Genomic DNA, 22,077 nt, shown 5'->3' on the forward strand with positions numbered 1-22,077 from the left:
TTTTTAAATTTCCTCATTCTAAATATTAAAAATTTAGCTTTTGTTAATTTTTCTAAATTGTAGTTTTATTTAGCTTTTAAAAAAATAAAATATTGTGCTTTAATCAACAAAAGTTTTAATTTTAGCAATTACCTTATCTATAATCCAATCTGGAGTGCTAGCACCTGCACTAATTCCACAATGTTTTTTATCTAAAAACCATTCTTTTTTCAATTCTTCTTCTGTCTCAATAAGATAGCTATTTTCACAATGCATTTTTGCTATTAAAAAAAGTTGCTTGGTATTGGCCGAATTCTTACCGCCTACAACCACTACCACATCGCTTTTTGCAGAAAGCTCTTTAATGGCATCTTGATTTTTAAATGTTGCGTCACAAATGGTATTAAAAACCCTAACCTCTTTAACCCTTAGCATTAAAAAATTAACTATTTCCATAAAATGTTCAGGTTTTTTAGTTGTTTGACTTACTACAGCAATCTTATTTGGCAACTTAATATTTTCAAGTTCTTTTTTATCTAAAACAACGTAAGCTTTTGTGCTTACATAGCTTTTTACGCCTTTAACCTCTGGATGATTTTCATCACCAAAAATAACGACTTCATAACCTTCATCACTCATGCGTTCGCAAATTTGCTGAGGCTTTGTTACAAAAGGACACGTTGCGTCAAAAATTTCAATGTTTCTTTTTTTTAGATCAGCCAAATCTTGCTTTGTGATACCATGAGTTCTTATAATAGCTTTTTTTTCATCACTTAATGCATTAATATCCTCTAAAGTTTTCACATTGAAATCTTTTTGCAAACGCAAAATTTCTTCATTGTTGTGTATAAGTGGACCTATAGTCGCAGCATCTTTAATTTGCTCTGCTTTTTTAATTGCTCTTTTTACCCCAAAACAAAAACCATAGTTTTTGGCTAATTCAATAATCAATTTTTACCCCTAATCTTTTTAAAATTTCTATAAAATTTGGAAAAGAAGTTTCAATGCATTCAAAATCATCAATTTCCATTCCGCAAACCATACCCAAAATAGCAAAACTCATAGCAATACGATGATCTTTATAACTTTTTATTTTAGCTTTATTTACTTTTCCACCTTCTATCTTAAAACCATCTTCGAATTCCTCAACCTTAATCCCGCAAAGTTTTAAATTTGAAACTATAGCATGAATTCTATCACTTTCTTTAACCCTAAGTTCCTGTGCATTTTTAAGTATAGAAATTCCATCTGCTAAGGCAAAAGCTATAGCTAAAGCAGGAATTTCATCTATAAGCCACGCTATATTTTCTTTAACTTCAATTCCTTTTAGTTTACTAAAACTCGCTTCAATCTCTCCTATACTTTCAAAATGATTTTGAGTGATTTTTATTTCTATTTTAGCTCCCATTTTTTGTAAAATTTTATAAGCTTCTATGCGAGTAGAATTTAATAAAACATTGCTTATTTTTATTTTTGAATTAGGGATAATTATTGCTGCAAGTACAAAATAAAAGGCTGAAGATGGATCGTTAGGAATTTCAATATCTTGTTCTTGCAAGGGCTCTTTTAAATTTGATATTTCAATTTTTAAACCATCCTTACTTATTTTTAAAGGAGCACCCATTGCTTTTAACATATTCTCACTATGATTTCTACTTAATTTTGGTTCTTTAAATACAGAATTTCCATTTGCATTTAAAGCCGATAAAATCATAGCTGTTTTAACTTGGGCTGATGAAATTTGACTATCATAATTAAAAAAAAATAATTTTTGCCCCTCTATACAAATTGGCGCTAAATTTGCATCCTCTCTGCCGTATATTTTTGCTCCAATATTTTTAAGAGGATTACAAATTCTTTTCATAGGGCGATTATTTAAAGATGCATCTCCACTTAAGACAAAAAAACCAGAAATTCCTGATAAAAATCCTATCATTAAACGCATAAGGGTTCCGGAATTCCCGCAATATAATATATCTTTAGGGGATAAAATTTTTCTAGGCGGAATTATGCTTATATTTGATCCATAAATCTTAATTTCAGCGCCTAGTTTTTTTAAGATTTCAAGCGTATTTAAAGTATCTTGAGCTAAGAGATAATTCTTAGCTTTATTTTCTTTTTTTGTTAAAAGCGAAAAGATCGCGAAACGATGAGAAATGCTTTTATCGGCTGCAATATCTGAAATTTCTAGTTCAAAGCTATCAGATAAAGCATGGATAATCATCTTAATTCAAGACCCATTTCTTTTAACTTCTGTATAATCTTATCCATGCTTTCTACAATTTGATTATCTTCTAAAGTTTTATTCATATCTCTAAAAACGAAGGCTATGGTTAAACTACAAAAATCTTTAAGATTCTCATCACTATATAAATCCACCAACCTAAAATTTTCAAGTATTTCTAAATTTAATTCTTCTATAGCTTTTTTAATGCTCTCATACTCATATCCTTTAGGAACCAATACGCTAAGATCTCTATTTACAGCAGGAAATTTAGAATAATTTTTAGCAACCTTTTTCTCTTCTTTGATGAGATCTAAATTTAATTCACAAACATATGTTTTCATTAAGTCTTTTTCATTTTCTAATTTCAAATGCAAACGACCGATAAAACCTATATTTTTATCATCTATAAATATTTCTGCTTGTTCATAAGGACTTAAAAAACCATAATGAGAAAACTTGAGTTTAAAATCACCTATGATATTTTTAATATCTAAAAGAAAATCATAAAAATTCACTAATCTTGGTTTAGCTTTATTTGCGATTTTAGGCTCTTCCTTATAACCTGAATACACAAAAGCAATTTTATTGATTTCCTCTGTGTCTTTAGAAAAAATAGAACCTGATTCAAAAAGTTTAATGATTTTTTTTGAATTTTTTGTATTTAAACTAACAGCACTTAACAGATGATTTAATAAAGTCGTCCTTAAAGTATTTAACTCATTGGTTATTGGATTTAAAAGTTTTATTTTTACGGTATCAAATCCTAAATTTTCAAGCTCTTCACTATTGTCTAAAACATAATGCAAACTTTCAAAATAGCCATTATTTACAGCATTTTTTCTTAATTCTAAAAGTTTTTTATAAGAAAAATAAGTCGGATTAAGGCGATTTTTTTCCAAAAATTCTAAATTTTTTGAAACTATATTGTTAATCCCTATCATTCTAACGATTTCTTCGCAAATATCCGCTAAATTGCTTATATCTGGTCTGTGCATAGGAACTTCAGCATTTATTAATTTATCATCTAAAAGTATTATTTTAAAACCTAATTTTTTCAAAATATTCAAAATATCATCTTTATCAATATCTTGACCTATGATATTATTAATATGATCAATATTTATAGAGATGGTTAAAAGCTTTTTATCAAGTAAAATTTGCTGAGAGGAGCTATATATACTCAAATTAGAATTTTGCTTAAGAATATTAAGTAAGAAATCCATTCCTAAGTATAATTTAGGCTCGCTCCCCCTAAAGCTTCTATAAAAAATTTTCTCATCTTGTTTTTTATAATTTAATTTTGCATTGGCTATTATATTAGGATCTGTATAATTAGCTTCAATAATTACTAGCTTGGAATTCTCTTTGATTTTATATTCTTCTTCTTGATAAAATCCACTGATGCTTAAAGTTTTATTTTGGCAAGAAATTTTTGTTTCACCTGAACTTTCTTTACTTAAATTTAAAGTGATTTCTTCATTTTCTTTAGCAAAATTGCTTAAATCATAAGCATTAAACAAAACACCCGTTGAATGCATAGCATAATTTAATAAATTTTGTATAGGATTTTTTTCTAAATTTTCAATTTGAGCCAAGCGTAAAGAAATGATCAAATCTAGTTGCAAACCATCTTTAACCTCTATAGCTCTATAATTATAAAAACTATGCAAATCTTTTTGCGCATTAAGACGCAAAACTCTTCCTATACCTAACACATTTTCATTCTCTTTGAAAGATTTAGACTCTTTTAAACTTAAATTAAAAGCTACGGCTAAATCTCGCGCTATTCCATATATACTAAAACAATCTCCTCTATTTGGAGTTAATTCAACTTCAATCAATACATCATTAAAAATTTCATATGAATTTAACTCTTTTCCAAGCTCTAAAGCACCTATGCTTTCGTCTAAAACCATAATGCCTTCATTGGTTTTACCAAAACCTAATTCCAAGCTCGAACAAAGCATACCATGAGAATCCACTCCTCTTAGCTTAGCTTCTTTAATTTCCATTCCATTTGGCATACGAGCACCTTTAAGCGCCACAGCAACATATTGCCCTTGTTCTACATTTTTAGCGCCACATACAATTTGCAAGATCTCATTTCCAACATCTACTTGACAAATGCTGAGTTTATCGGAATTTTCATGTTTTATTTTCTCTTTTACAAAACCCACTACAACTTTATTAGGAGCTTTTAAATTGCAAACTTTATCAACTTCAATGCCTATAGAATTTAACTTAAAAACAATTTCTTCAGCGCTTATACCCCCAAGATCTAACCAATCGCTTAACCAACTTTTAGTAATTATCATCTAAATTGCTCCAATAATCTTAAATCACCTTCAAATAAAGATCTCAAATCAGGAATTTGATGTAAAAGCATAGCAAAACGCTCCACCCCAAGACCAAAGGCATAACCACTTACATTTTTATAACCTATAAAATTAAATACATTAGGATCAACAATTCCACATCCTAAAACCTCTAACCATCCTGTTTGTTTGCATACCCTACAACCACTTCCTTTGCAAAATACGCAAGAAATATCCACTTCAGCCGAAGGTTCAGTGAAAGGAAAAAAACTAGGACGAAAGCGAATTTTTACGTCATCAAACATAAAATGTAAAAAATCTTCTAAAATACTTTTTAAGTGTGCAAAGCTTACTTTTTGTCCTTCTTCTACAACTAGTCCTTCTATTTGATGAAACATTGGAGTATGAGTTATATCAAAATCTCTTCTAAAAACCGCACCAGGTGCTATCATTCTAATAGGAGGTTTTTGGGTTAGCATCGTTCTAATTTGTACTGGTGAAGTTTGAGTCCTCAAAAGTCTTTTATCATCAAAGTAAAAAGTATCTTGCATATCTCTAGCTGGATGAGATTTTGGCAAATTTAAAGCCTCAAAATTATGAAATTCATCCTCGATTAAAGGACCTTTTTCTATACTGAAATTCAAACTTAAAAAATATTCTATGATTTTATCCATAGTGCCCATTACAGGGTGTAAGGCACCTTTTGTTACATTTTCATCAAAATAATTAAAATCAAGCACATCTTGTTTCATTTTTTCTTCAAGTGCAAGATTTTCTAAAATTTCAAATTTAGCCAAATAGGCTTTATTGAAAGCTTCTTTTTCTAAATTTAAAGTAGCAGCTAATTCTTTTTTAGCATCGCCTTCTAAATTTTTAAGCTTTGAAAAACTCTCGGTTAAAACACCTTTTTTACCAAGAACTGAAATTCTAAGTGCCTCTAAATCATTTAAATTATTACACTCTTCAACTTGTTTAATAAAATTTTGCAATTTTTACCCCAATCAAAGTGAAATCTGATTTTAATTTTATTAAAAAGTATTTTAAATTCAGCATAAAAATTAAACTTTTAGAGATATAATTCTAAAAAATTATTAATATTAATACAAGGATAATACATGCAAGAAAAAACAGTTTTTGAACTTATAGTTGAAGGTAAAATTCCATGCAATAAAGTTCTTGAAAATAATGATTTTCTAGCTTTTCACGATATCGCTCCAAAAGCTCCTATTCATGTGCTTATTATTCCAAAAAAACATTTTAAAAATTTTCAAGAATTTGATCCAGAACTTATGGCAAAAATGACAAGCTTCATCCAAGAATTAGCTATATTGCTAAATATTCATGAAAGTGGGTATAAACTGATAACAAATTGTGGAAAAGATAGCGGACAAGAAGTGTTTCATTTGCATTTTCATATGCTTGGAGGTTTTACAACCCCACAAAAGCAATAAATTATTTTACCAAAGGCACCAACATCATCTCATATAATTTATCATAAATTTCATTAGAGCATAGATGTTTTGCTAATTCTAAACCAAAAAGAATAGCTGTTGCAGGACCTGCTGAAGTGATGATATTTTTATTAGCGACTACAGCTTGATTAATACGAGTACCATTAAGTCCAATCTCACAACCTGGATAACAGGTGAATTCATCTTTTAAAACTCCTGCAGCATTTAAAACTATAGGAGATGCACAAATAGCAGCGACAATTTTATTATTATCATGAAGTTTTTTAATGATATTTAAAATTTCGTTTGACTGTTTAAGATTATTCATACCTTCATATCCACCCGCTAAAGCAATAGCGTCAAAATCCATATGCGTAATGTCTTTTAGCAAATAATCAGCCTTAATAATAACATCGTGAGATCCTTTTACAAAAAGATCAGAATTTAAAGAAGCCGTAATCACTTCCAAATCCCCACCCACTTCTTTAGCACGTCTTAAAACATCAACTACGCTTATCAATTCAGTCTCTTCAAATCCTTGTGCCATTGGAACTAAAATTTTTTTACTCATTATCTCTCCTTATTTTATATTTTTGAAATCTTTTTTCTTTTTCTTTAGCTTTTTCACTCATTTGACGATTAAAACCTATAATTAAAAAAATCATAAAAAAGACAAAAAAAGCTACAAAAATAAAATCTAAAATTGACATATATAAGCCTCCTTTAAAAATCCTAACATAATTTTATAAATATTTAAAGAAAAATCAAAGATAATTTTATAGAATTTAAGTTTTTGAGATTATTTTAAGGGGTGATTGACTTTGAATCAGAAAAATATCAGAATTTTTGTATTTCTTGTCATTATAATTTTATGGGCTTATTTTTCTTTTCCTATTGAAATTTTACAAATTAAAAATTCTAATGGAGAAATAAGCTATGGTTATACAGCTAATGCAAATGCTTATTTAAAAAGCTATGGCATCACTCTTTTACTTACTGTTTGTGCCGTTTTTATCGGGATAATTGTTGGCTTTGGTTTAGCTATTTTAAGATTTTTTAATATTAAAGTCTTAAATTTTATTATCGATGAATATATTGATATTATTCGTGGAACCCCTGTTATTTTACAACTTATGATTTTCTCTTTTGTGATTTTAACTTTTATTGATAATCTATACGCAGCTATTTTCGCTTTAGGGTTAAATAGTTCTGCTTATATCGCAGAAATAGTTAGAAGCGGGATTAATAGTATAGACAAAGGACAAATGGAGGCTGCTCGCGCTATGGGACTTAATTATCAAACCTCTATGAAAGAAATTATCCTTCCACAAGCTATAAAAAATATTTTACCTGCCTTAGCGAATGAATTTATTTCTTTATTTAAAGAAACTTCCGTGGTTGGTTTCATCAGTGTTATTGATATTACCATGCAAAGTCAAAGTTTGCAAGCAATTTTTTATAATCCTAAACCTATTATATTTACAGGCTTAATTTATTATATCAGCGTTAAAATTTTCAGTTATTTTGCTAAAAAACTTGAAACTAGGATTAATAAAAATGATTAAAATAAAAAATTTACATAAAAAATATGGTAATTTAGAAGTTTTAAAAAATATCAATACTGAAATTTCACAAGGCGATATTATAGCTATTATAGGGCCAAGCGGGAGTGGAAAAAGTACTTTTTTACGTTGCATCAATAGACTAGAATTAGCCAACAGTGGAGAAATTTTTATCAAGGGTGAAAATATATTAGATCCCAAAACAGACATAAATAAAATACGTCAAAAAGTCAGCATGGTTTTTCAGCATTTTAATCTTTTTGCCAACAAAACCATTATGCAAAATTTATGCCTAGCCCCTGTAAAAACTAAAATTTTAAATCAAGAAGAAGCCATCAAAAAAGCTAGAAATTTACTTAAAAAAGTTGGACTTTGCGATAAAGAAGACGTCATGCCTCACCAACTTTCAGGTGGGCAAAAACAACGCATAGCTATTGCAAGAAGCTTGATGATGAATCCAGATATTATTTTATTTGATGAACCTACTTCAGCACTTGATCCTGAGATGATAGGAGAAGTTTTAAATATTATGAAAGATCTTGCAAAAGAAGGTTTAACTATGCTTGTAGTTACTCATGAAATGGGTTTTGCTAAAAACGTTGCTAATCGAATTTTTTTTATGGATAAAGGAAATATAGCGGTTGATAACACCCCTAAAGAAGTTTTTGAACATCCAAAAAATGAAAGATTAAAAGAATTTTTAAATAAAGTTTTAAATCACTAAATTTAATCAGTCTTGAAAAACAAGACTGACTAGCTCCAGCATTCTGCATTTTTTATATTTAATTTAGAAGCGCTAAAATGAGGATCTTTTTTTGCTTTTTGCTGCGCATTAAAATCTTTCAATGCTTTATTAACAATACCGCCTAAAAGCAATAAAGAAATAATATTTGTCGTTGCCATAAAAGCCATTGTAAGATCTGCTAAACTCCAAGCAAGCTTTAAATTCATTTGTGATCCTATAAATATCATAGCTACAGCACTTATTCTAAACAAATTCATTATAAATTTAGAATTTGTCAAATATTTTACATTGGTTTGTGCATAATAATAATTTCCAATTAATGATGTAATAGCAAAAAGAACAATAGCAATGGTAACAAAATGAACTCCAAATCCTCCATAATATTCCCTCATAGCTTCTTGCACCAAAGGCATACCATCTCCTATATTACTTCCGTGGAAATTTAAATAAGCCATAGAAAAAAGTACTAAAAATCCAGAACTAGTACAAACAACAACATCAATCAATACTGAAAAAGATTGAATAATACCCTGTTTAACGGGATGACTAGTAAGAGCTGCTGCTGCTGCATTTGGAGCAGATCCCATTCCTGCTTCGTTTGAAAAAAGCCCTCTTTTTATCCCTATAACCAAAACCGAACCAGCAAAACCACCAAAAATAGCCTTAAAATCAAAAGCACTCAATAAAACCATATGAATTACAGAAGGAATTTTATCAAAATTAATCAAAACCGCAATGATTGCAAGTAAAATATAAGCCATAGCCATAAAAGGAACAATTACAGAGCTTATTTTACCGATTTTTGTATGATGAGAAAAAAACATCCATGAGCCAAAAATTGTCAAAACAATACCAATAACAATAGGCCAATAACTTGAGGTAAAATCTGTTGGTGAATTTGGATTAAACATATTATAATATATTTTAAAAGCTGATGTCATTGTTTGACTTTGCAAACCATTAAAACCATAAGCATAAGTAATGATTAATATAAAAGCAAAGAAAGATCCAAAAAAATGCGAACCTAAGGCTTTTCTTATATAATAAGCAGGGCCTCCTTTGAAACCACCTGTTTCATCTTTGGATTTATAAATTTGAGCTAAAGTACTTTCTGCAAATGCTGAAGCTCCACCAAAAAATGCCATAATCCACATCCAAAATAAGGCTCCAGCACCGCCTGTTGTAAGCGCATATGAAATTCCTGCGATATTGCCTATCCCAACCCTAGAAGCCGTTGATATCATCAAGGCTTGAAAAGGTGAAATATGCTCTTTAGAACTTTCACCATTTCTTTCAGTTAAAATTGAAAATACGGATTTGAGCATACGAAATTGCACAAAACCTGTTAAAGAACTATAATAAATTCCACAAATAATAAGCAAAATAACCATTATTGTATCTGTATAAGGAGTAATGTATCCTAAATAATTTATAATTTTTTCACTGAATGAAATATTTAAATTTTGCTCTCCCATATATGTCCTTTCATCTTTATTTCAATTTACTTTAACATATTTTTTATGAAAAACACATTTACTTATGAAAAAATATAATGAAAAAATATAAATTTGTTACGCTAAGAAATAAAATGTTGAAAATTTTGTCTTAAAGCCTCATAGGAAACAATGCCAACACTGGTAGCTAAATTTAGGCTTCTTCCACAAGATTTCATTGGAATAGTGATGGCATTTTCCCAATTAATTTGCATAAGCTCCATAGGCAAACCATAACTTTCACTGCCAAAAAATAAAAAATCATTTTCTTTAAATTTAGCGTCAAAATAAGATTTTTTGCTCTTTGTTGTGGCAAAAAAGAAACGATCTTTAAATTTTAAATTTTTATCTAAAAAAAGTTCCAAATTTTCCCAAACTACCGGTTCTAATTTTTCCCAATAATCAAGCCCTGCTCTGCGAACAGCCTTTTGAGAAATATCAAAAACGGTTGGTTTAATAATATGAAGTTTAAAACCAGCATTATAGCACATCCTTCCTATACTCCCTGTATTTTGAGGAATTCTAGGATTAACCAAAACTATATTGAACATTACACTAAAATCCTTGGAATATCTGGATGAAGCCTAACTAAAATTTCATATGAAATTGTATTGAAAAAATCAGCCCAAATATCAGCATCATTAAAGACACAAATTTCCTCGCCACAATCTTCACAAGAAAAACTATCCATTGAGATTTTGCCTAAAATATTTTTATGATTTGCTAAAGTTAAATTGCCTTTTCCATTGTAGCGAAATAACCCATCAGCATAGCCTAAATCATAGGTAGCAATTTTTATTTTTTTATCCGTACTAAAAGATCTTCCATACCCTACACTTTGACCGGAATTTAAAATTCTTTCACTTAATTTATGAGCATAAAGACTTAAAATTTTTTTCAATCTTTCATCTCCATAGCCAAATTGAGCAATTCCTATTCTAAAAAATTCATCTTTAGGAATATCGTGAGCTCTAAACAAAGCCGCTGAATTAAAAGAATGAAAGATTAAATGATTATATTTTTTTTGCGCCAACATTTTAGCTTTAGAAAATTTTTGTTTTTGGATAAAAAAACTTGCATCCATCTCATCAGCACTTGAAAAATGAGTGAATATTCCTTCTAAATTTAATCCTGCTTCATCAATTTTTAAAAAAGCATCTTCTATATTTTCCACAAAAACGCCATTTCTATGCATTCCTGTATCTATCTTAAGATGAATTTTTGTGCCGATTTTATATTCTTTAACCTTAGAAATTTCATTTAAAGCGTATATAAATTGAGAATTTTCATTTCCATTAGGTTTGTGTGAAAGTATTAAAATTTTTTTAAATAAATCTTGAATTTCATAAGCTTCTTTTTCATTTTTAACCGCAACAAAATCAATACCAAATTTTTTAGGGATAGGAGCTAGTATTTTAGCTCCATGCCCATAAGCATTATCTTTAAAAACACAAATTATTTTCGAAGGATCTCCAACTTTTTGGATAATTTGTTTTAAATTATTTTCATATAATTTTTGATTTAGTTTAATAACAGACATAAAATCATTGCTCTGCTAAAATTTTCATTTTTCCTTTATCGTTTAACTTAACATATAAAATTTTATTACCTTTAAATTGATAATTTTTTGTATAATAATCTTCATAAAAAGAAATTCTATACATAATTTCATTATTTAAATTTGGATAAGGGCTGATATTAATATCTGAAAACCGTATCTTTTTGTTCTCTTTGCGAGAAAAAATAGCTTTTTTCATAGAAGCAAATTCTTCAAATTTCATTTTATCAAAACGTTTAAACTCATTTTGGTCGTAAAATCCTAAATAAGAATCTATATTATTATTCGTCCAGGCAGATTTCCAGGCAAAAAGCTCCGCAAATAAAGAAGCAATTTCCTCTTTTTTCCCTCTAATATTATCCTTTTCTTCGGTCATTACAAATACTTTTTTATCTTGAACTACTTTGGCAAATTTTTCAAGATTTTCATTAAACAAAGCGATACAACCCTTTGTTTTAAACTCATCAATTCTAGTGCCATCCAAAGGATAACCATGTATCCAAATTCCACCACCTGTTTTTCCTTGCACTTTATCCAATAAATTTGGATAAGTTGTTGCAAAAGCAAAAGGACCGTAGTAAGGATCGCCTGGATTAAATTTTTTTCCTAGCTCATAAAAACCTACAGGGGTTTTTAAATCGCCCTCAACTTTTTTATCTCCCATTAAACCTGTAATAATTGACTTTTGCTCAAAATCTTTTTTAATTTTTCCATCATCATAAGAATATACGCGAAGAATTTTATCAGTTTTATTCGCAAGAACAATATCGACCTTATCACTATAATATCCAAGAGAAACATTTTTATCTGCTATTTCAGACAGCCAAAAATTTTTATCCATTAACTCTTTTTCAATCTCTACCCCAACGGCATCTAAACCCTGATCTAAATAAATCTTAACTAAGTCAGAAGCTTTTATTATAGATACACCCAAAAAAAATAAAATAAGAAATCTTTTAAACAATATATTTTCCTTAAACTTAAATATTCACATTAATATTTTGCTAGAAATTCTTAAAGTGAGATTATATTGTTTTTTTCTTAAAAAATCATAATTATTAAAAATAAGAATTGAATAATTTTTACAATAAATAATATTTAATTTTTTAAAATATAATTCAAAAAAAACATTTTATTTTAATTTTTAGGGTGTATTTTCATGAAAAAAATATTTTTTATTTTAATTTTTGCCTTAATACTTTTAGTATTGTATTTTATTCTTAACCATAACATTTCAAAAAAAGAACCCAGAATTAATACTTTAAAATCTTTAAATTGTGATTTAAATATTAATGATTGCGCTTATACACTTAAAGATAAACAAATAATTATTTCTCTAAATCCTAAGCCTGTTAAATCTTTACAAAATACTAAATTACTCATTAAAAATCTTGGAACATATGAAAATTTAGAATTGAAAATTTACGGATTAAATATGTTTATGGGGGAAATCAAACCAAAAATTTACCAAATCAATAAAACAGACTATGAAAGCCAATTTATACTTTCTTCTTGCTTTATGCATACGATGCGATTTAGAGCAGAATTGGTAGACAATAACAAAAGCCTATTTTATTTTGATTTTGATTTAAAAAGATAAAAAAGGATTAAAAGGCTAGAAAATCTAGCCTTTATTTTATTTCTTTTTTTTGCCGCTAGCTTTAGCAACAGCTTCTTTAAGGTTTTTACCTACTTTAAATTTTGCAACTTTTGTTGCAGGAACTTTAATAGTTTTTCCAGTGCTCGGAACTCTTGCTTCTCTAGCAGCTCTTTCAGCTGTTGAAAAAGTACCAAAACCTATAAAACTAATACTATCGCCTTTTGCTAATACATCTGTAATTGTAGCAATAACTGCATCAGTAGCAGCCGTAGCATCTTTTTTTGTTAGCCCAGCAGTTTGAGCAACTTGAGAAATAAAATCTGCTTTAGTCATAAAAGCTCCTTTTTTTATTTATTAAAACACCATATTCTAGCATATTAATCCAAGAATATCAAGTATTAAAGTAATTTTTTTTAGCTTTTTTAGCTTTATAAAACTCAAATTCACCGCTGTTATCAATTTCATTACCAATTTTTTCATAAAGCTTGTAATAATATTTTACAAATTCCTTGCATTCTTTTTCTATAGGCATAAAAACTTTATTCTCGATTAAGCAAAAACGATTTAAAAATTCTTTTGCATCCAACTTTAACGTATAATGTTTAGCCAAATCATAATAAATTTGTAAAACAAGCAATTTAAATTTTTCATAAAATTCCAAATTAAAATTAATTTTTAATCTATCTTCAAATTTTAAAACTCCACTTTTAAAAAGTAAAGAAAGATGTATTAAACCTTCGGTATAATAAGGTTGCACCTCATCAACTTTTTGCCAAGCTATAAGAGAAATTGCTCTTTTAATAAGTTCATGAAAAACCGGTAATATAAGCTTTTTATCTTCATGAAAGAAGAAATTTATCAGTCCTCCGGTTGTTGCCTTGTATTCTTCTATATTTTTAAAAAAACCACTTTGATTCATCTTTTTTTCACTATCACTAGCAATAAAAAAGATATGACCAAATTCATGCCCTATGGTTGAAATTTCATAAACACGTTTCCAAATATCCTCTTTAAAAAAAAGAATTTCTCTACCATAATCTAAAAAATCCTTCTCAAAAACCTCACTTGCAATTTTCATAAAAGGTCTACTTAAAGTATTTTCATAAACAAAATTTAAAAATGCAAAAATTTTCTTTCCTGTTACATTGCTTACAAATTCATCATTAGGAACAACCTGTGCAGAGAATAAACCTTTAAGCTCAGCTCCATAAAAAATCATAGGTGTACAAATATAAAGCTGTGTTTTATCTATATTGTTAAGCACTTCTTTTTTTAAATTTTCATCTTCGATATTTATATTTTCATATACTTTTATAAAACTTTCCTTGATTTCATTACTGAATTTTAAAGCATCAAAATCACTTTCATCTTCCAATCTTATATCCCACTCCAAGGCAACGGCATGTGTATAGTGATCTTCATAATACTCCAAAGGATGCCCAACCTGCAAAGGTGACTTAACTTTCATCCAGGCAAATTCTGCTTCTTGCCACGATCCAATGATTTTATCTTCATCCTTTTGGCAAAAAGCATTTTTTAATTTTTCAAAATACTCCACATAAGCTAACTCATCCTCTTCTTTGGCGATATTTTTTAATTTTTCTATCATTTTTTCAAAAGCAAATTCAAGCTTTAATGTTTCATTTTCAAAAAATCTTGCATAAGGAACAAATTTCCATAAATTTCCTATTCTTACAAGCACTCCATAGCTTCTTTCGCAAATTTCTCCTTGAGGGGTGATTTGATATAATTTATTTTTATGTAAAAAATCAATAGCATCATCAAGATTTGGAAATTGTGATGCTAAAATTTTATTATTTTTTTCTATAATTTCTTTAGTCCAAGAAATTTCATAAGAATTTATAACTATTCCTATTTCATGAACTCCTTGAATTAAAATTTCATAGAATTCATTCAATAACTTTTTATCCACAATTTCATCAATAAGTTCTTGATGTTCTTTTTCATAAAATTTTCTAATTTCCTCATAAAATTTATGTTTTAATTCTGCAATTTTTTCTTCTTTTAAAAAATTCTTTTTCCATTCTTGAACTAAATTTTCTTCTTTTAAATCAACCAAACGTCTAAGAATAGCCACAAAAGTACTTTTTTCCTTTTTTAATTCACTAAGATTAAGTAAATGCTCGAAATATCCGTCCCATGAGTCCGAATCCAAAAATTCATAAAAAATATTGATGTTTTCCTTACGTTTTTTTACAAGTTTTGCCACTTCTTTAAAATTATTCATTTTTTAGTTTCCTTTCTTTACTTTATTGAATTATAATTTATTATTTAAAATAAGGAGTAAAAAATGAAAGATATGGGCGAACCAAAACTTAAAATCGTTGCTATGCCTAAAGACACAAACTCAGCAGGTAATATTTTTGGCGGTTGGATCTTATCACAAATTGATACAGCAGGTGTAATAGCAGCAAGAGAACTTTCTCCTGAAAGAGTTGTAACTATTTCTATGGAACAAGTTGTTTTTAAACAACCTGTATTTGTTGGAGATATAATCTCTTGTTATGCAAAAGTAGTAAAAGTTGGAACAACCTCAATACGCGTTGAAGTTGAAGTTATCGCACAAAGAGTGGATGAATTTGGTTCAACTATATGTGTAAATGTAACTTCTGCTACTGTTACTTATGTAAGCGTTGATAGACGAGGAAATAAAAAACCTATAAGTGAAGAACTAAAAAGAATTCATGGCTTTTTAAATGCCTAATTTTGTAAGATAAAGACTTTATCCTTAGAGATTATCAGCATTTATTTAAGCCACCGCTATTATACTTTTTTTCTAAGTAATCCTTAAAAAACTCCCCTCTTGTTTTGGGAGTTTTTTCTGGATGTGATTTTTCCATATGCTCCAAATATTTATCATAACTCGAAAGTCCCACTAAGGGATGAAAAAACCTTTCAGTTTTTTCATAAATTTTCTTAAACTTGTTTAGCATTTAATGAGTTAAGATCAACATAAGGACTTTCTTTTAATGGAATTTTGATTTTTCCTATACAAATTCCTATACAAGAAATGATAACCAGTAAGGTTGTAAGCATAAAGAATATACATAAAACTGCATCTAAAACATTTCCAAACCAAGAATGAGATAAATTAGAAATTTGCCGTTCTTTTTCTTGTATTTGTTTTTCAAATTTTATTTGATTTTCTTGACTTGATTGTTGCTTTTGAGATTTAATTGATGCAATTTCATTTTCTAATTTTTCAATAGCCTTTTTATTCATTTGAGCTGTAGCGATATGGCTAACGGTATTTTGAATTTTTACTCCTTCTTCATAAGGTAATATCTTTTGAATACCTCCATAAAGGGTAGCGATCAATACAAAAGTTGCTGGAGCTAAAGTAACCCAAAGGAATTTCTTTTTGCCCATTTTTGCAAGAATAGCACTCACTAAAAGCAATGACATACCGGCTAACATTTGATTGCTTACTCCAAAAAGTGGCCATAAAGTATAAATTCCTCCATTAGGATCGATAGCTCCTTGATACAAGAAATACCCCCAGCAAGAAACACTGATAATAGTAGCTAATAAACCAGCCCAAACGTTATGGATATTTCCCAAAGGTTTATAAACATTACCTAATATATCTTGAATCATGAACTTAGAAGTTCTAGTTCCTGCATCAACAGCTGTTAAAATAAATAAAGCTTCAAATAAAATCGCAAAATGATACCAAAATCCCATAAATTCAACACCACCAAAAATTTTATGCAAGATTAAAGTCACTCCTAATGCAAATGTTGGCGCCCCACCTGTTCTTGATAGTATAGTTTGCTCACCTATATCTTTAGTTAACTGCGTAATTTCTTCTGGAGTCACCAAAAATCCCCATTCGCTAATCACCTTAGCCGCATGAGCTAAATCAGTACCAATTAAAGCAGAAGAAGAATTAACAGCAAAATAAATTCCAGGATGTAAAATACAAGCACAAATTAAAGCCATAATAGCCACGCCGCTTTCAGCAAGCATAGCGCCATATCCTACAAATAAAGCATGTTCTTCATTTTCTAGCATTTTTGGACTTGTACCGCTTGAAATTAAAGCATGAAAACCACTTATAGCCCCACATGCTATAGTGATAAATAAAAATGGAAAAATAGAACCCGCAAAAACAGGACCAGTTCCATCAAGGTACTGATAATTGATTTTTGGCATTAAAAAATCAGGTGCAACAAATAAAATTGCTAAAGCCATTACAACAATAACACCCATTTTCAAAAAAGTCGCAAGATAATCTCTTGGTGCCAAGAAAAACCAAACTGGCAATAATGAAGAAACAAAACCATAACCCATAATCATAAATGCTAATGTAGGTTGATCAAAAGTAAAAAAATGTGCCAAAGTTGGATTAAGAGAGACATCATGTCCATAATGAATAGAAAGAAGCAATAAAATAAATCCAATAATCGAAGCTTCTCCTACTCTTCCTGGGCGAATAAAACGCATATAAATTCCCATAAATATTGCTATAGGAATAGTCATTGCTATAGTAAATAATCCCCAAGGAGAATTGGCTAAAGATTTCACAACCACCATAGCCAAAATAGCAATGATAATAATCATGATTCCAAAAATAGCAAGCATAGCAACGCCGCCAGTAAATTTTCCCATTTCATCCTTGATCATTTCTCCAAGACTGCGCCCTCTTCTACGCATAGAAATAAAAAGAACTAAAAAATCATGCACAGCTCCAGCTAAAACCCCACCAACTAAAATCCAAATCATAGAAGGCAAATAACCCATTTGAGCTGCTAAAACAGGGCCTACCAAAGGTCCAGCTCCAGCAATAGCAGCAAATTGATGACTGAATAAAACGATTTTATTTGTTGGAACAAAATTTTGTCCATCATTTTCTATTTTAGCTGGAGTAGCTCGATTTTTATCAAGCTCAACAACTTTAAAAGCAATAAAACGTCCATAAAGTCTATATCCTATCATATAAATACAGACGGCTGAAACAACCAAATAGATAGCCGAAACTTTTTCGCCATTTTGCAAAGCCAAATAGCAAAAACAAGCAGCACCCAATAAGGCAATGAAAAACCATAAAATTTTTTTCAACACTTTAGCTCCTTTTTAAAATGAAAAATAAATTATAATAAATAAAATATTAATTTATTTTAAATTATTAAGGAGATGAAAAATATTTTTATAAAATTTAGAGAGTAATTTTGTAGAAAAACCTATAGATTTAAATCTATAGGAAATTTTTTAAAGAAATAAAGAATTCACACTCTCGTTATGATAAACTCGACGTATCACTTCAGCAAAAATTGGAGCCACACTTAACACTTTAATATTTGGAAGTTCTTTTCTTAAAGGAATAGTATCGGTCACCACAAGTTCATCTAAAACACCATTTTCGATTCTATCATAAGCAGGACCACTTAAAACCGCGTGAGTACAGCAAGCCATTACTGATTTTGCCCCTTTATCTTTTAAAACTTCTGCTGCCTTTACAATTGTTCCAGCAGTATCTATAATATCATCTACTAAAACAACTTCTTTGTCTTTTACATCACCGATGATATTCATCACTTCACTTTCATTAGCTCTTTCTCTTCTTTTATCAACTATAACAATATCAAGACCTAAATGCTTAGCCACGCTTCTTGCTCTAGCAATACCACCAATATCAGGACTTGCAATGATAGCATCTTTAAAATTTTTGCTTTTAATGTAATCATTAAAGACTATGCTTCCATAAAGATTGTCTACTGGAATGTCAAAAAAACCTTGAATTTGTCCAGCATGCAAATCTATAGTTGCCACACGGTTAATCCCTGCAGTTTGAATTAAATTTGCAACCAATTTAGCAGTAATAGGAACCCTAGGATTAGCTTTTCTATCTTGTCTTGCATAACCAAAATATGGAACAATAGCCGTAATAGAATTTGCACTTGAGCGTTTTAGCGCATCAGTTAAAATCAAAAGCTCCATAAGATTATCATTTGTTGGAACACAAGTGCTTTGTATTATAAAAACATCTTTTCCTCGAACACTTTCATCAATTTGCACACTAATTTCACCATCGCTAAAACGCTTAATACCTGCATCACTTAAGGGCAAGGAAAGATATTTTGAAATTTGCCTTGCAAATTCTACATTTGCTGAACCTGAAAAAATTTTATAACCTCTCATAAAATAACCTTAATATTTTTAATGATAATAATCAAGAAGTTGATTTTAATAAAACAAATGTTAAAAAATCCTAATATAAACCAGAAAAACTATATTTTACCCTTAAAATCATAAAAAATCGTGATAAAAATTAATTTTAGATTTTTTCATAATAAGTTCCATGCGATGAAAAAACTTTCTTAAAAAAAATATTTTCTGGAACTAAATCCGCATTTCCAATATACAATCTCCCTTTATCTGATAAAATTCTATGAAAACGCTCCATAAGCTTAATCTTTGAATCATAATCAAAATAAATTATCATATTTCTTGAAACTATAATATCAAATTTATTCAATCTTAAAAATTTATCTTCAAAAACATTGCAAAGCTCAAAATTACATCTGCATAATTCTTGTTTATTTATGGTAAAAATTTCTTGATTATCATGAGTAAAAAATCGTCTCTTTTCACTCTCGCTTAAACGATGTAACGTTCTTCCTTGATATTGACCCATTTTTGCTTTTTCAATAACATTTGAATTAATATCAATTCCTGTAATGGATAAATCTTTTATAAAATTTTGGGCTGCCAGTATTGCCATAGAATAAACTTCTTCTCCACTAGAACAAGGTGCACTTAAAATATTAACATGCTTCTCGAGGCTTTTGACATAAAAAATAATCTCTCTCAGTTGAGCCAATTCTCTTAAAAAATAAGTTTCACCTATGGTAATAAAATCTAAAGTATCTTGCTTAAGTTGTCTATTAATTTTAAGTTTGCCCAAAAACTCAGCAAAACTTTTTGCTTGAGTTCCTGAAACAAATTTGGATAACTTTAAAGCTAAGATATTTCTTTTTTCATTTAAATCTATACCGCTGATTTCATTGATGATTTGAATAAACTCGTTTAATTCTGATTCTGTAGGATTAATTTTTTCTTTCATAATCAAAAACCCACCCCTATTCTATAAAATTTATAATTTCTTGTTTGATTTCTTTTAAGCTCATAGGTCTTAAATTAGGATTCATATCTTTTGCTTTTTTAGGCATACCATAAACAATACTGTCCGTTTGATTTTCACACAAACATTTTACTCCAACTTTATATAATTCAAACAAACCTTTAGCTCCATCATCACCCATTCCGGTTAAAATAATTGCAAGAATTTTATTTGTTTTAACCAAAGGAATTGCAGAATGAAATAATAAATCAACACTTGGCTTAAAACTTGTAACAACATCTTTCCAATTTGCTATAAGATTTAAATTTCCTGATAAAGTAGTATTTTTTTGACAAATATAAATTTTATTTGTCAAAACTTCTCTATCATTTAAAGGAGCCACTTTGCTCAAAGCTTCTTTGTCAAACTGATTAATAAATGATGGAATAAAACTAGCACTCATGTGCTGCGCTATAACCACAGCTGTATTTTTTATATCCACATCATTTAAAAGAAACTTTAATTGATTAGGACCTCCCGTAGAAGATCCTATAAGTATAAGCTTCATTTATTTCCTTAAAAATTTTAATATGTTATAAATTGATTAGAAAATTTATTCTATAATTTTAACATATATAAATAAAATAAAAACTTAGTCTGAAATTTATTTTAAAAAGCTATTTTTATATTTAATTATGTTAATATTATTTATCGCAAAGATATTATTACTAGGTTTGTATTATGCTTAAAGAAAAAATTTATATCGCTAGTGATCATGCCGGTTTTGATCTCAAACAAAAAATCTGCACCTATCTTAAAGAAAAAAATATAATCTTTGAAGATCTAGGAACAAATAATGCTCAAAGTTGTGATTATCCCGATTTTGCACATTTATTAGCTTCTAAAATAGACTCGAACTGCTTTGGAATCTTAATTTGTGGAACAGGTATTGGAATTTCTATCACCGCTAATAGACATAAAAATATCCGTTGTGCTTTATGTCATGAAAGCTTGAGTGCAAAATTATCCAGACAGCATAACGATGCAAATGTGTTGGCTTTGGGCGGGAGATTGATTGGATTTGAAATGGCTATTAATATAGTAGAAAATTTTATACAAACTCCATTCGATGGAGATAGACACATAAGAAGAATACAAAAAATCGAGGTGAATTAACAATGTTTACAAATTGGTTTGTTTTAACTATTCTCATATGCGCAACACTTTATCTTGTTGTAATGCTACTCTATTATAAAACTTTATTAAGCAAGGAGAAAAATTCTAAAGACTTTATAAAAACAAATCTTGACGACACAGAGATTATCATTAGAAAACTTCAAGTTCAACTTCAACGTAGTTTAGGCAATATAGATATTTTAACCGAAGAATTAAATAAAATTAAAACCGACTTAAGCTCTTTAAGAACAAGAAATTCTCAATATCGTTTAGAAAATGATAAATTAAGACAAAGAATCAAAGAATTAGAAGCAAAAATCGAGGCATTATTATGAAAAAACTTACCGAAGAAGAAAAAAAATTTTTATCCCAAAGTATACGAGTTGTTCCAAATTTTCCAAAAGAAGGAATTATTTTTAGAGATATTACTACTTTATTAAACAATAAAAAAGCTTTATCTTTTTTACTTGAACATTTAAGCGAACGTTACAAAAGCATGAAATTGGATTTCATAGCTGGAACAGAAAGTCGTGGTTTTATTTTTGCGGCAATGCTTTGCGCAAAACTCAATCTACCTTTTGTGCCAATTAGAAAACCTAATAAACTCCCATCATCTGTTTTTAGCTGTGAATATGAATTAGAATATGGCACAGATAAAATAGAAATTCATCAAGATGCTTTTAAAAATATAAAAAATGCAAAAGTTTTACTCATAGATGATTTAATCGCTACTGGAGGCACAGCTATCGCCTCCTTAGAGCTAATAAAACAAGCAGGGGGCGAGTGTATAGAATCTTGCTTTTTAATCAATTTAAAAGACTTGGGTGGAATGAAAAAATTAGAAAAATATTGCACAGCTTATAGTGTGTTAGATTTTTAAGGAAAAC

At 29.0% G+C, this 22,077-nt stretch carries 25 protein-coding genes; 8 read left to right on the forward strand and 17 right to left on the reverse strand.

All coding sequences use genetic code 11. The annotated features are described in order from the left end of the window. Positions 1 to 99 precede the first annotated feature (99 nt). The 4 genes from H2277_RS02095 to pheS are packed head-to-tail and all read right to left on the reverse strand — an operon-like array spanning position 100 to position 5,510. Positions 100 to 930, reverse strand: a complete 831-nt coding sequence (locus H2277_RS02095) for a 4-hydroxy-3-methylbut-2-enyl diphosphate reductase (protein ID WP_337200750.1) — start codon at positions 928 to 930, stop codon at positions 100 to 102. Next, the gene (gene aroA / locus H2277_RS02100; protein WP_337200751.1) at positions 920 to 2,203 is read right to left on the reverse strand and encodes a 3-phosphoshikimate 1-carboxyvinyltransferase; all 1,284 of its coding nucleotides are present in this window, start codon (positions 2,201 to 2,203) and stop codon (positions 920 to 922) included. The genes H2277_RS02095 and aroA overlap by 11 nt, the downstream gene beginning before the upstream one ends. Further along, complete coding sequence (pheT, locus tag H2277_RS02105) at positions 2,200 to 4,521, reverse strand: phenylalanine--tRNA ligase subunit beta (RefSeq protein ID WP_337200752.1); 2,322 nt, start codon at positions 4,519 to 4,521, stop codon at positions 2,200 to 2,202. The genes aroA and pheT overlap by 4 nt, the downstream gene beginning before the upstream one ends. Continuing rightward, positions 4,518 to 5,510, reverse strand: coding sequence for a phenylalanine--tRNA ligase subunit alpha (gene pheS, locus H2277_RS02110; protein WP_337200753.1), 993 nt, complete (start codon positions 5,508 to 5,510; stop codon positions 4,518 to 4,520). Before pheS ends, pheT begins: the two co-directional genes overlap by 4 nt. Before the next feature lie 126 nt (positions 5,511 to 5,636). On the opposite strand from pheS, the gene H2277_RS02115 reads away from it, so the two are divergent. Beyond that, on the forward strand, positions 5,637 to 5,972 hold the full coding sequence (locus H2277_RS02115; RefSeq protein ID WP_137624329.1) for a histidine triad nucleotide-binding protein: 336 nt from the start codon (positions 5,637 to 5,639) through the stop codon (positions 5,970 to 5,972). A gap of 1 nt (position 5,973) precedes the next feature. Here the strand turns inward: H2277_RS02115 and H2277_RS02120 are convergent, their stop codons facing one another. Continuing rightward, a complete protein-coding gene (locus H2277_RS02120; RefSeq protein WP_337200754.1) occupies positions 5,974 to 6,543 on the reverse strand; it encodes a DJ-1 family glyoxalase III in 570 nt (189 codons plus the stop codon). Then, complete coding sequence (locus tag H2277_RS02125) at positions 6,536 to 6,682, reverse strand: hypothetical protein (protein ID WP_337200755.1); 147 nt, start codon at positions 6,680 to 6,682, stop codon at positions 6,536 to 6,538. The genes H2277_RS02120 and H2277_RS02125 overlap by 8 nt, the downstream gene beginning before the upstream one ends. Before the next feature lie 111 nt (positions 6,683 to 6,793). On the opposite strand from H2277_RS02125, the gene H2277_RS02130 reads away from it, so the two are divergent. Together H2277_RS02130 and H2277_RS02135 are read left to right on the forward strand one after the other, a co-directional pair. Continuing rightward, a complete protein-coding gene (locus tag H2277_RS02130; protein ID WP_337200814.1) occupies positions 6,794 to 7,537 on the forward strand; it encodes an amino acid ABC transporter permease in 744 nt (247 codons plus the stop codon). Then, complete coding sequence (locus tag H2277_RS02135; RefSeq protein ID WP_337200756.1) at positions 7,530 to 8,258, forward strand: amino acid ABC transporter ATP-binding protein; 729 nt, start codon at positions 7,530 to 7,532, stop codon at positions 8,256 to 8,258. Before H2277_RS02130 ends, H2277_RS02135 begins: the two co-directional genes overlap by 8 nt. A 29-nt stretch (positions 8,259 to 8,287) precedes the next feature. On the opposite strand, the gene H2277_RS02140 is transcribed toward H2277_RS02135, so the two are convergent. From H2277_RS02140 to H2277_RS02155, 4 genes are all read right to left on the reverse strand, one after another. Then, entirely contained in the window at positions 8,288 to 9,754 is a 1,467-nt protein-coding gene (locus H2277_RS02140) for an alanine/glycine:cation symporter family protein (protein ID WP_337200757.1), read from the reverse strand. 101 nt (positions 9,755 to 9,855) lie between these two features. Then, positions 9,856 to 10,323, reverse strand: coding sequence for a tRNA (cytidine(34)-2'-O)-methyltransferase (locus H2277_RS02145; RefSeq protein ID WP_337200758.1), 468 nt, complete (start codon positions 10,321 to 10,323; stop codon positions 9,856 to 9,858). After that, on the reverse strand, positions 10,323 to 11,312 hold the full coding sequence (locus tag H2277_RS02150; RefSeq protein WP_337200759.1) for an alanine racemase: 990 nt from the start codon (positions 11,310 to 11,312) through the stop codon (positions 10,323 to 10,325). The genes H2277_RS02145 and H2277_RS02150 overlap by 1 nt, the downstream gene beginning before the upstream one ends. Positions 11,313 to 11,316: 4 nt before the next feature. Beyond that, positions 11,317 to 12,294, reverse strand: coding sequence for a murein L,D-transpeptidase family protein (locus H2277_RS02155; protein ID WP_337200760.1), 978 nt, complete (start codon positions 12,292 to 12,294; stop codon positions 11,317 to 11,319). A gap of 195 nt (positions 12,295 to 12,489) precedes the next feature. On the opposite strand from H2277_RS02155, the gene H2277_RS02160 reads away from it, so the two are divergent. Further along, positions 12,490 to 12,930 (forward strand): hypothetical protein, encoded by a 441-nt coding sequence (locus H2277_RS02160; RefSeq protein ID WP_337200761.1) that lies wholly within the window; start codon positions 12,490 to 12,492, stop codon positions 12,928 to 12,930. Between the two features lie 36 nt (positions 12,931 to 12,966). On the opposite strand, the gene H2277_RS02165 is transcribed toward H2277_RS02160, so the two are convergent. After that, on the reverse strand, positions 12,967 to 13,263 hold the full coding sequence (locus H2277_RS02165; RefSeq protein ID WP_200279360.1) for an HU family DNA-binding protein: 297 nt from the start codon (positions 13,261 to 13,263) through the stop codon (positions 12,967 to 12,969). Positions 13,264 to 13,321: 58 nt separating this feature from the next. Beyond that, positions 13,322 to 15,178 (reverse strand): invasion protein CiaB, encoded by a 1,857-nt coding sequence (gene ciaB, locus H2277_RS02170; protein ID WP_337200762.1) that lies wholly within the window; start codon positions 15,176 to 15,178, stop codon positions 13,322 to 13,324. Between the two features lie 63 nt (positions 15,179 to 15,241). Here ciaB and H2277_RS02175 point away from each other — a divergent pair, with 63 nt between their 5' ends. Beyond that, positions 15,242 to 15,655: an acyl-CoA thioesterase gene (locus H2277_RS02175; RefSeq protein WP_137624340.1), complete on the forward strand. Its 414-nt coding sequence runs from the start codon at positions 15,242 to 15,244 to the stop codon at positions 15,653 to 15,655. A 34-nt stretch (positions 15,656 to 15,689) separates the two neighbouring features. Here H2277_RS02175 and kcuS read toward each other — a convergent pair whose 3' ends face one another. The 5 genes from kcuS to H2277_RS02200 form a co-directional block, all read right to left on the reverse strand. Beyond that, on the reverse strand, positions 15,690 to 15,884 hold the full coding sequence (gene kcuS / locus H2277_RS02180; RefSeq protein WP_337200763.1) for a KCU-star family selenoprotein: 195 nt from the start codon (positions 15,882 to 15,884) through the stop codon (positions 15,690 to 15,692). Then, positions 15,868 to 18,015, reverse strand: a complete 2,148-nt coding sequence (locus H2277_RS02185) for a carbon starvation CstA family protein (protein WP_337200764.1) — start codon at positions 18,013 to 18,015, stop codon at positions 15,868 to 15,870. The genes kcuS and H2277_RS02185 overlap by 17 nt, the downstream gene beginning before the upstream one ends. 147 nt (positions 18,016 to 18,162) lie before the next feature. Beyond that, on the reverse strand, positions 18,163 to 19,092 hold the full coding sequence (locus H2277_RS02190) for a ribose-phosphate pyrophosphokinase (RefSeq protein ID WP_337200765.1): 930 nt from the start codon (positions 19,090 to 19,092) through the stop codon (positions 18,163 to 18,165). 136 nt (positions 19,093 to 19,228) lie between these two features. Next, a complete protein-coding gene (locus tag H2277_RS02195) occupies positions 19,229 to 20,017 on the reverse strand; it encodes a CheR family methyltransferase (protein ID WP_337200766.1) in 789 nt (262 codons plus the stop codon). A gap of 16 nt (positions 20,018 to 20,033) precedes the next feature. Beyond that, positions 20,034 to 20,582 carry a chemotaxis protein CheB gene (locus H2277_RS02200; protein ID WP_337200767.1) on the reverse strand — a complete coding sequence of 183 codons (549 nt, stop codon included), beginning with the start codon at positions 20,580 to 20,582 and terminating at the stop codon, positions 20,034 to 20,036. A 173-nt stretch (positions 20,583 to 20,755) separates the two neighbouring features. Here H2277_RS02200 and rpiB point away from each other — a divergent pair, with 173 nt between their 5' ends. The 3 genes from rpiB to apt are packed head-to-tail and all read left to right on the forward strand — an operon-like array spanning position 20,756 to position 22,070. Continuing rightward, complete coding sequence (gene rpiB / locus H2277_RS02205; RefSeq protein WP_337200768.1) at positions 20,756 to 21,190, forward strand: ribose 5-phosphate isomerase B; 435 nt, start codon at positions 20,756 to 20,758, stop codon at positions 21,188 to 21,190. A gap of 2 nt (positions 21,191 to 21,192) precedes the next feature. Beyond that, on the forward strand, positions 21,193 to 21,525 hold the full coding sequence (locus tag H2277_RS02210; protein WP_337200769.1) for a hypothetical protein: 333 nt from the start codon (positions 21,193 to 21,195) through the stop codon (positions 21,523 to 21,525). Continuing rightward, entirely contained in the window at positions 21,522 to 22,070 is a 549-nt protein-coding gene (gene apt, locus H2277_RS02215) for an adenine phosphoribosyltransferase (RefSeq protein WP_337200770.1), read from the forward strand. Before H2277_RS02210 ends, apt begins: the two co-directional genes overlap by 4 nt. The last annotated feature ends 7 nt before the right edge of the window (positions 22,071 to 22,077 follow it).

This window comes from Campylobacter sp. W0014 (assembly GCF_020135975.1).
Taxonomy (GTDB): domain Bacteria; phylum Campylobacterota; class Campylobacteria; order Campylobacterales; family Campylobacteraceae; genus Campylobacter_D.

Bases quoted from the DNA above. Each gene is read 5' to 3' on its own strand.
- aroA (WP_337200751.1), bottom strand. From the start codon at position 2,203: ATGATTATCCATGCTTTATCTGATAGCTTTGAACTAGAAATTTCAGAT.
- pheT (WP_337200752.1), bottom strand. From the start codon at position 4,521: ATGATAATTACTAAAAGTTGGTTAAGCGATTGGTTAGATCTTGGGGGT.
- H2277_RS02115 (WP_137624329.1), top strand. From the start codon at position 5,637: ATGCAAGAAAAAACAGTTTTTGAACTTATAGTTGAAGGTAAAATTCCA.
- H2277_RS02120 (WP_337200754.1), bottom strand. From the start codon at position 6,543: ATGAGTAAAAAAATTTTAGTTCCAATGGCACAAGGATTTGAAGAGACT.
- H2277_RS02125 (WP_337200755.1), bottom strand. From the start codon at position 6,682: ATGTCAATTTTAGATTTTATTTTTGTAGCTTTTTTTGTCTTTTTTATG.
- H2277_RS02135 (WP_337200756.1), top strand. From the start codon at position 7,530: ATGATTAAAATAAAAAATTTACATAAAAAATATGGTAATTTAGAAGTT.
- H2277_RS02140 (WP_337200757.1), bottom strand. From the start codon at position 9,754: ATGGGAGAGCAAAATTTAAATATTTCATTCAGTGAAAAAATTATAAAT.
- H2277_RS02145 (WP_337200758.1), bottom strand. From the start codon at position 10,323: ATGTTCAATATAGTTTTGGTTAATCCTAGAATTCCTCAAAATACAGGG.
- H2277_RS02150 (WP_337200759.1), bottom strand. From the start codon at position 11,312: ATGTCTGTTATTAAACTAAATCAAAAATTATATGAAAATAATTTAAAA.
- H2277_RS02160 (WP_337200761.1), top strand. From the start codon at position 12,490: ATGAAAAAAATATTTTTTATTTTAATTTTTGCCTTAATACTTTTAGTA.
- H2277_RS02165 (WP_200279360.1), bottom strand. From the start codon at position 13,263: ATGACTAAAGCAGATTTTATTTCTCAAGTTGCTCAAACTGCTGGGCTA.
- ciaB (WP_337200762.1), bottom strand. From the start codon at position 15,178: ATGAATAATTTTAAAGAAGTGGCAAAACTTGTAAAAAAACGTAAGGAA.
- H2277_RS02175 (WP_137624340.1), top strand. From the start codon at position 15,242: ATGAAAGATATGGGCGAACCAAAACTTAAAATCGTTGCTATGCCTAAA.
- kcuS (WP_337200763.1), bottom strand. From the start codon at position 15,884: ATGCTAAACAAGTTTAAGAAAATTTATGAAAAAACTGAAAGGTTTTTT.
- H2277_RS02190 (WP_337200765.1), bottom strand. From the start codon at position 19,092: ATGAGAGGTTATAAAATTTTTTCAGGTTCAGCAAATGTAGAATTTGCA.
- H2277_RS02195 (WP_337200766.1), bottom strand. From the start codon at position 20,017: ATGAAAGAAAAAATTAATCCTACAGAATCAGAATTAAACGAGTTTATT.
- H2277_RS02200 (WP_337200767.1), bottom strand. From the start codon at position 20,582: ATGAAGCTTATACTTATAGGATCTTCTACGGGAGGTCCTAATCAATTA.
- rpiB (WP_337200768.1), top strand. From the start codon at position 20,756: ATGCTTAAAGAAAAAATTTATATCGCTAGTGATCATGCCGGTTTTGAT.
- H2277_RS02210 (WP_337200769.1), top strand. From the start codon at position 21,193: ATGTTTACAAATTGGTTTGTTTTAACTATTCTCATATGCGCAACACTT.
- apt (WP_337200770.1), top strand. From the start codon at position 21,522: ATGAAAAAACTTACCGAAGAAGAAAAAAAATTTTTATCCCAAAGTATA.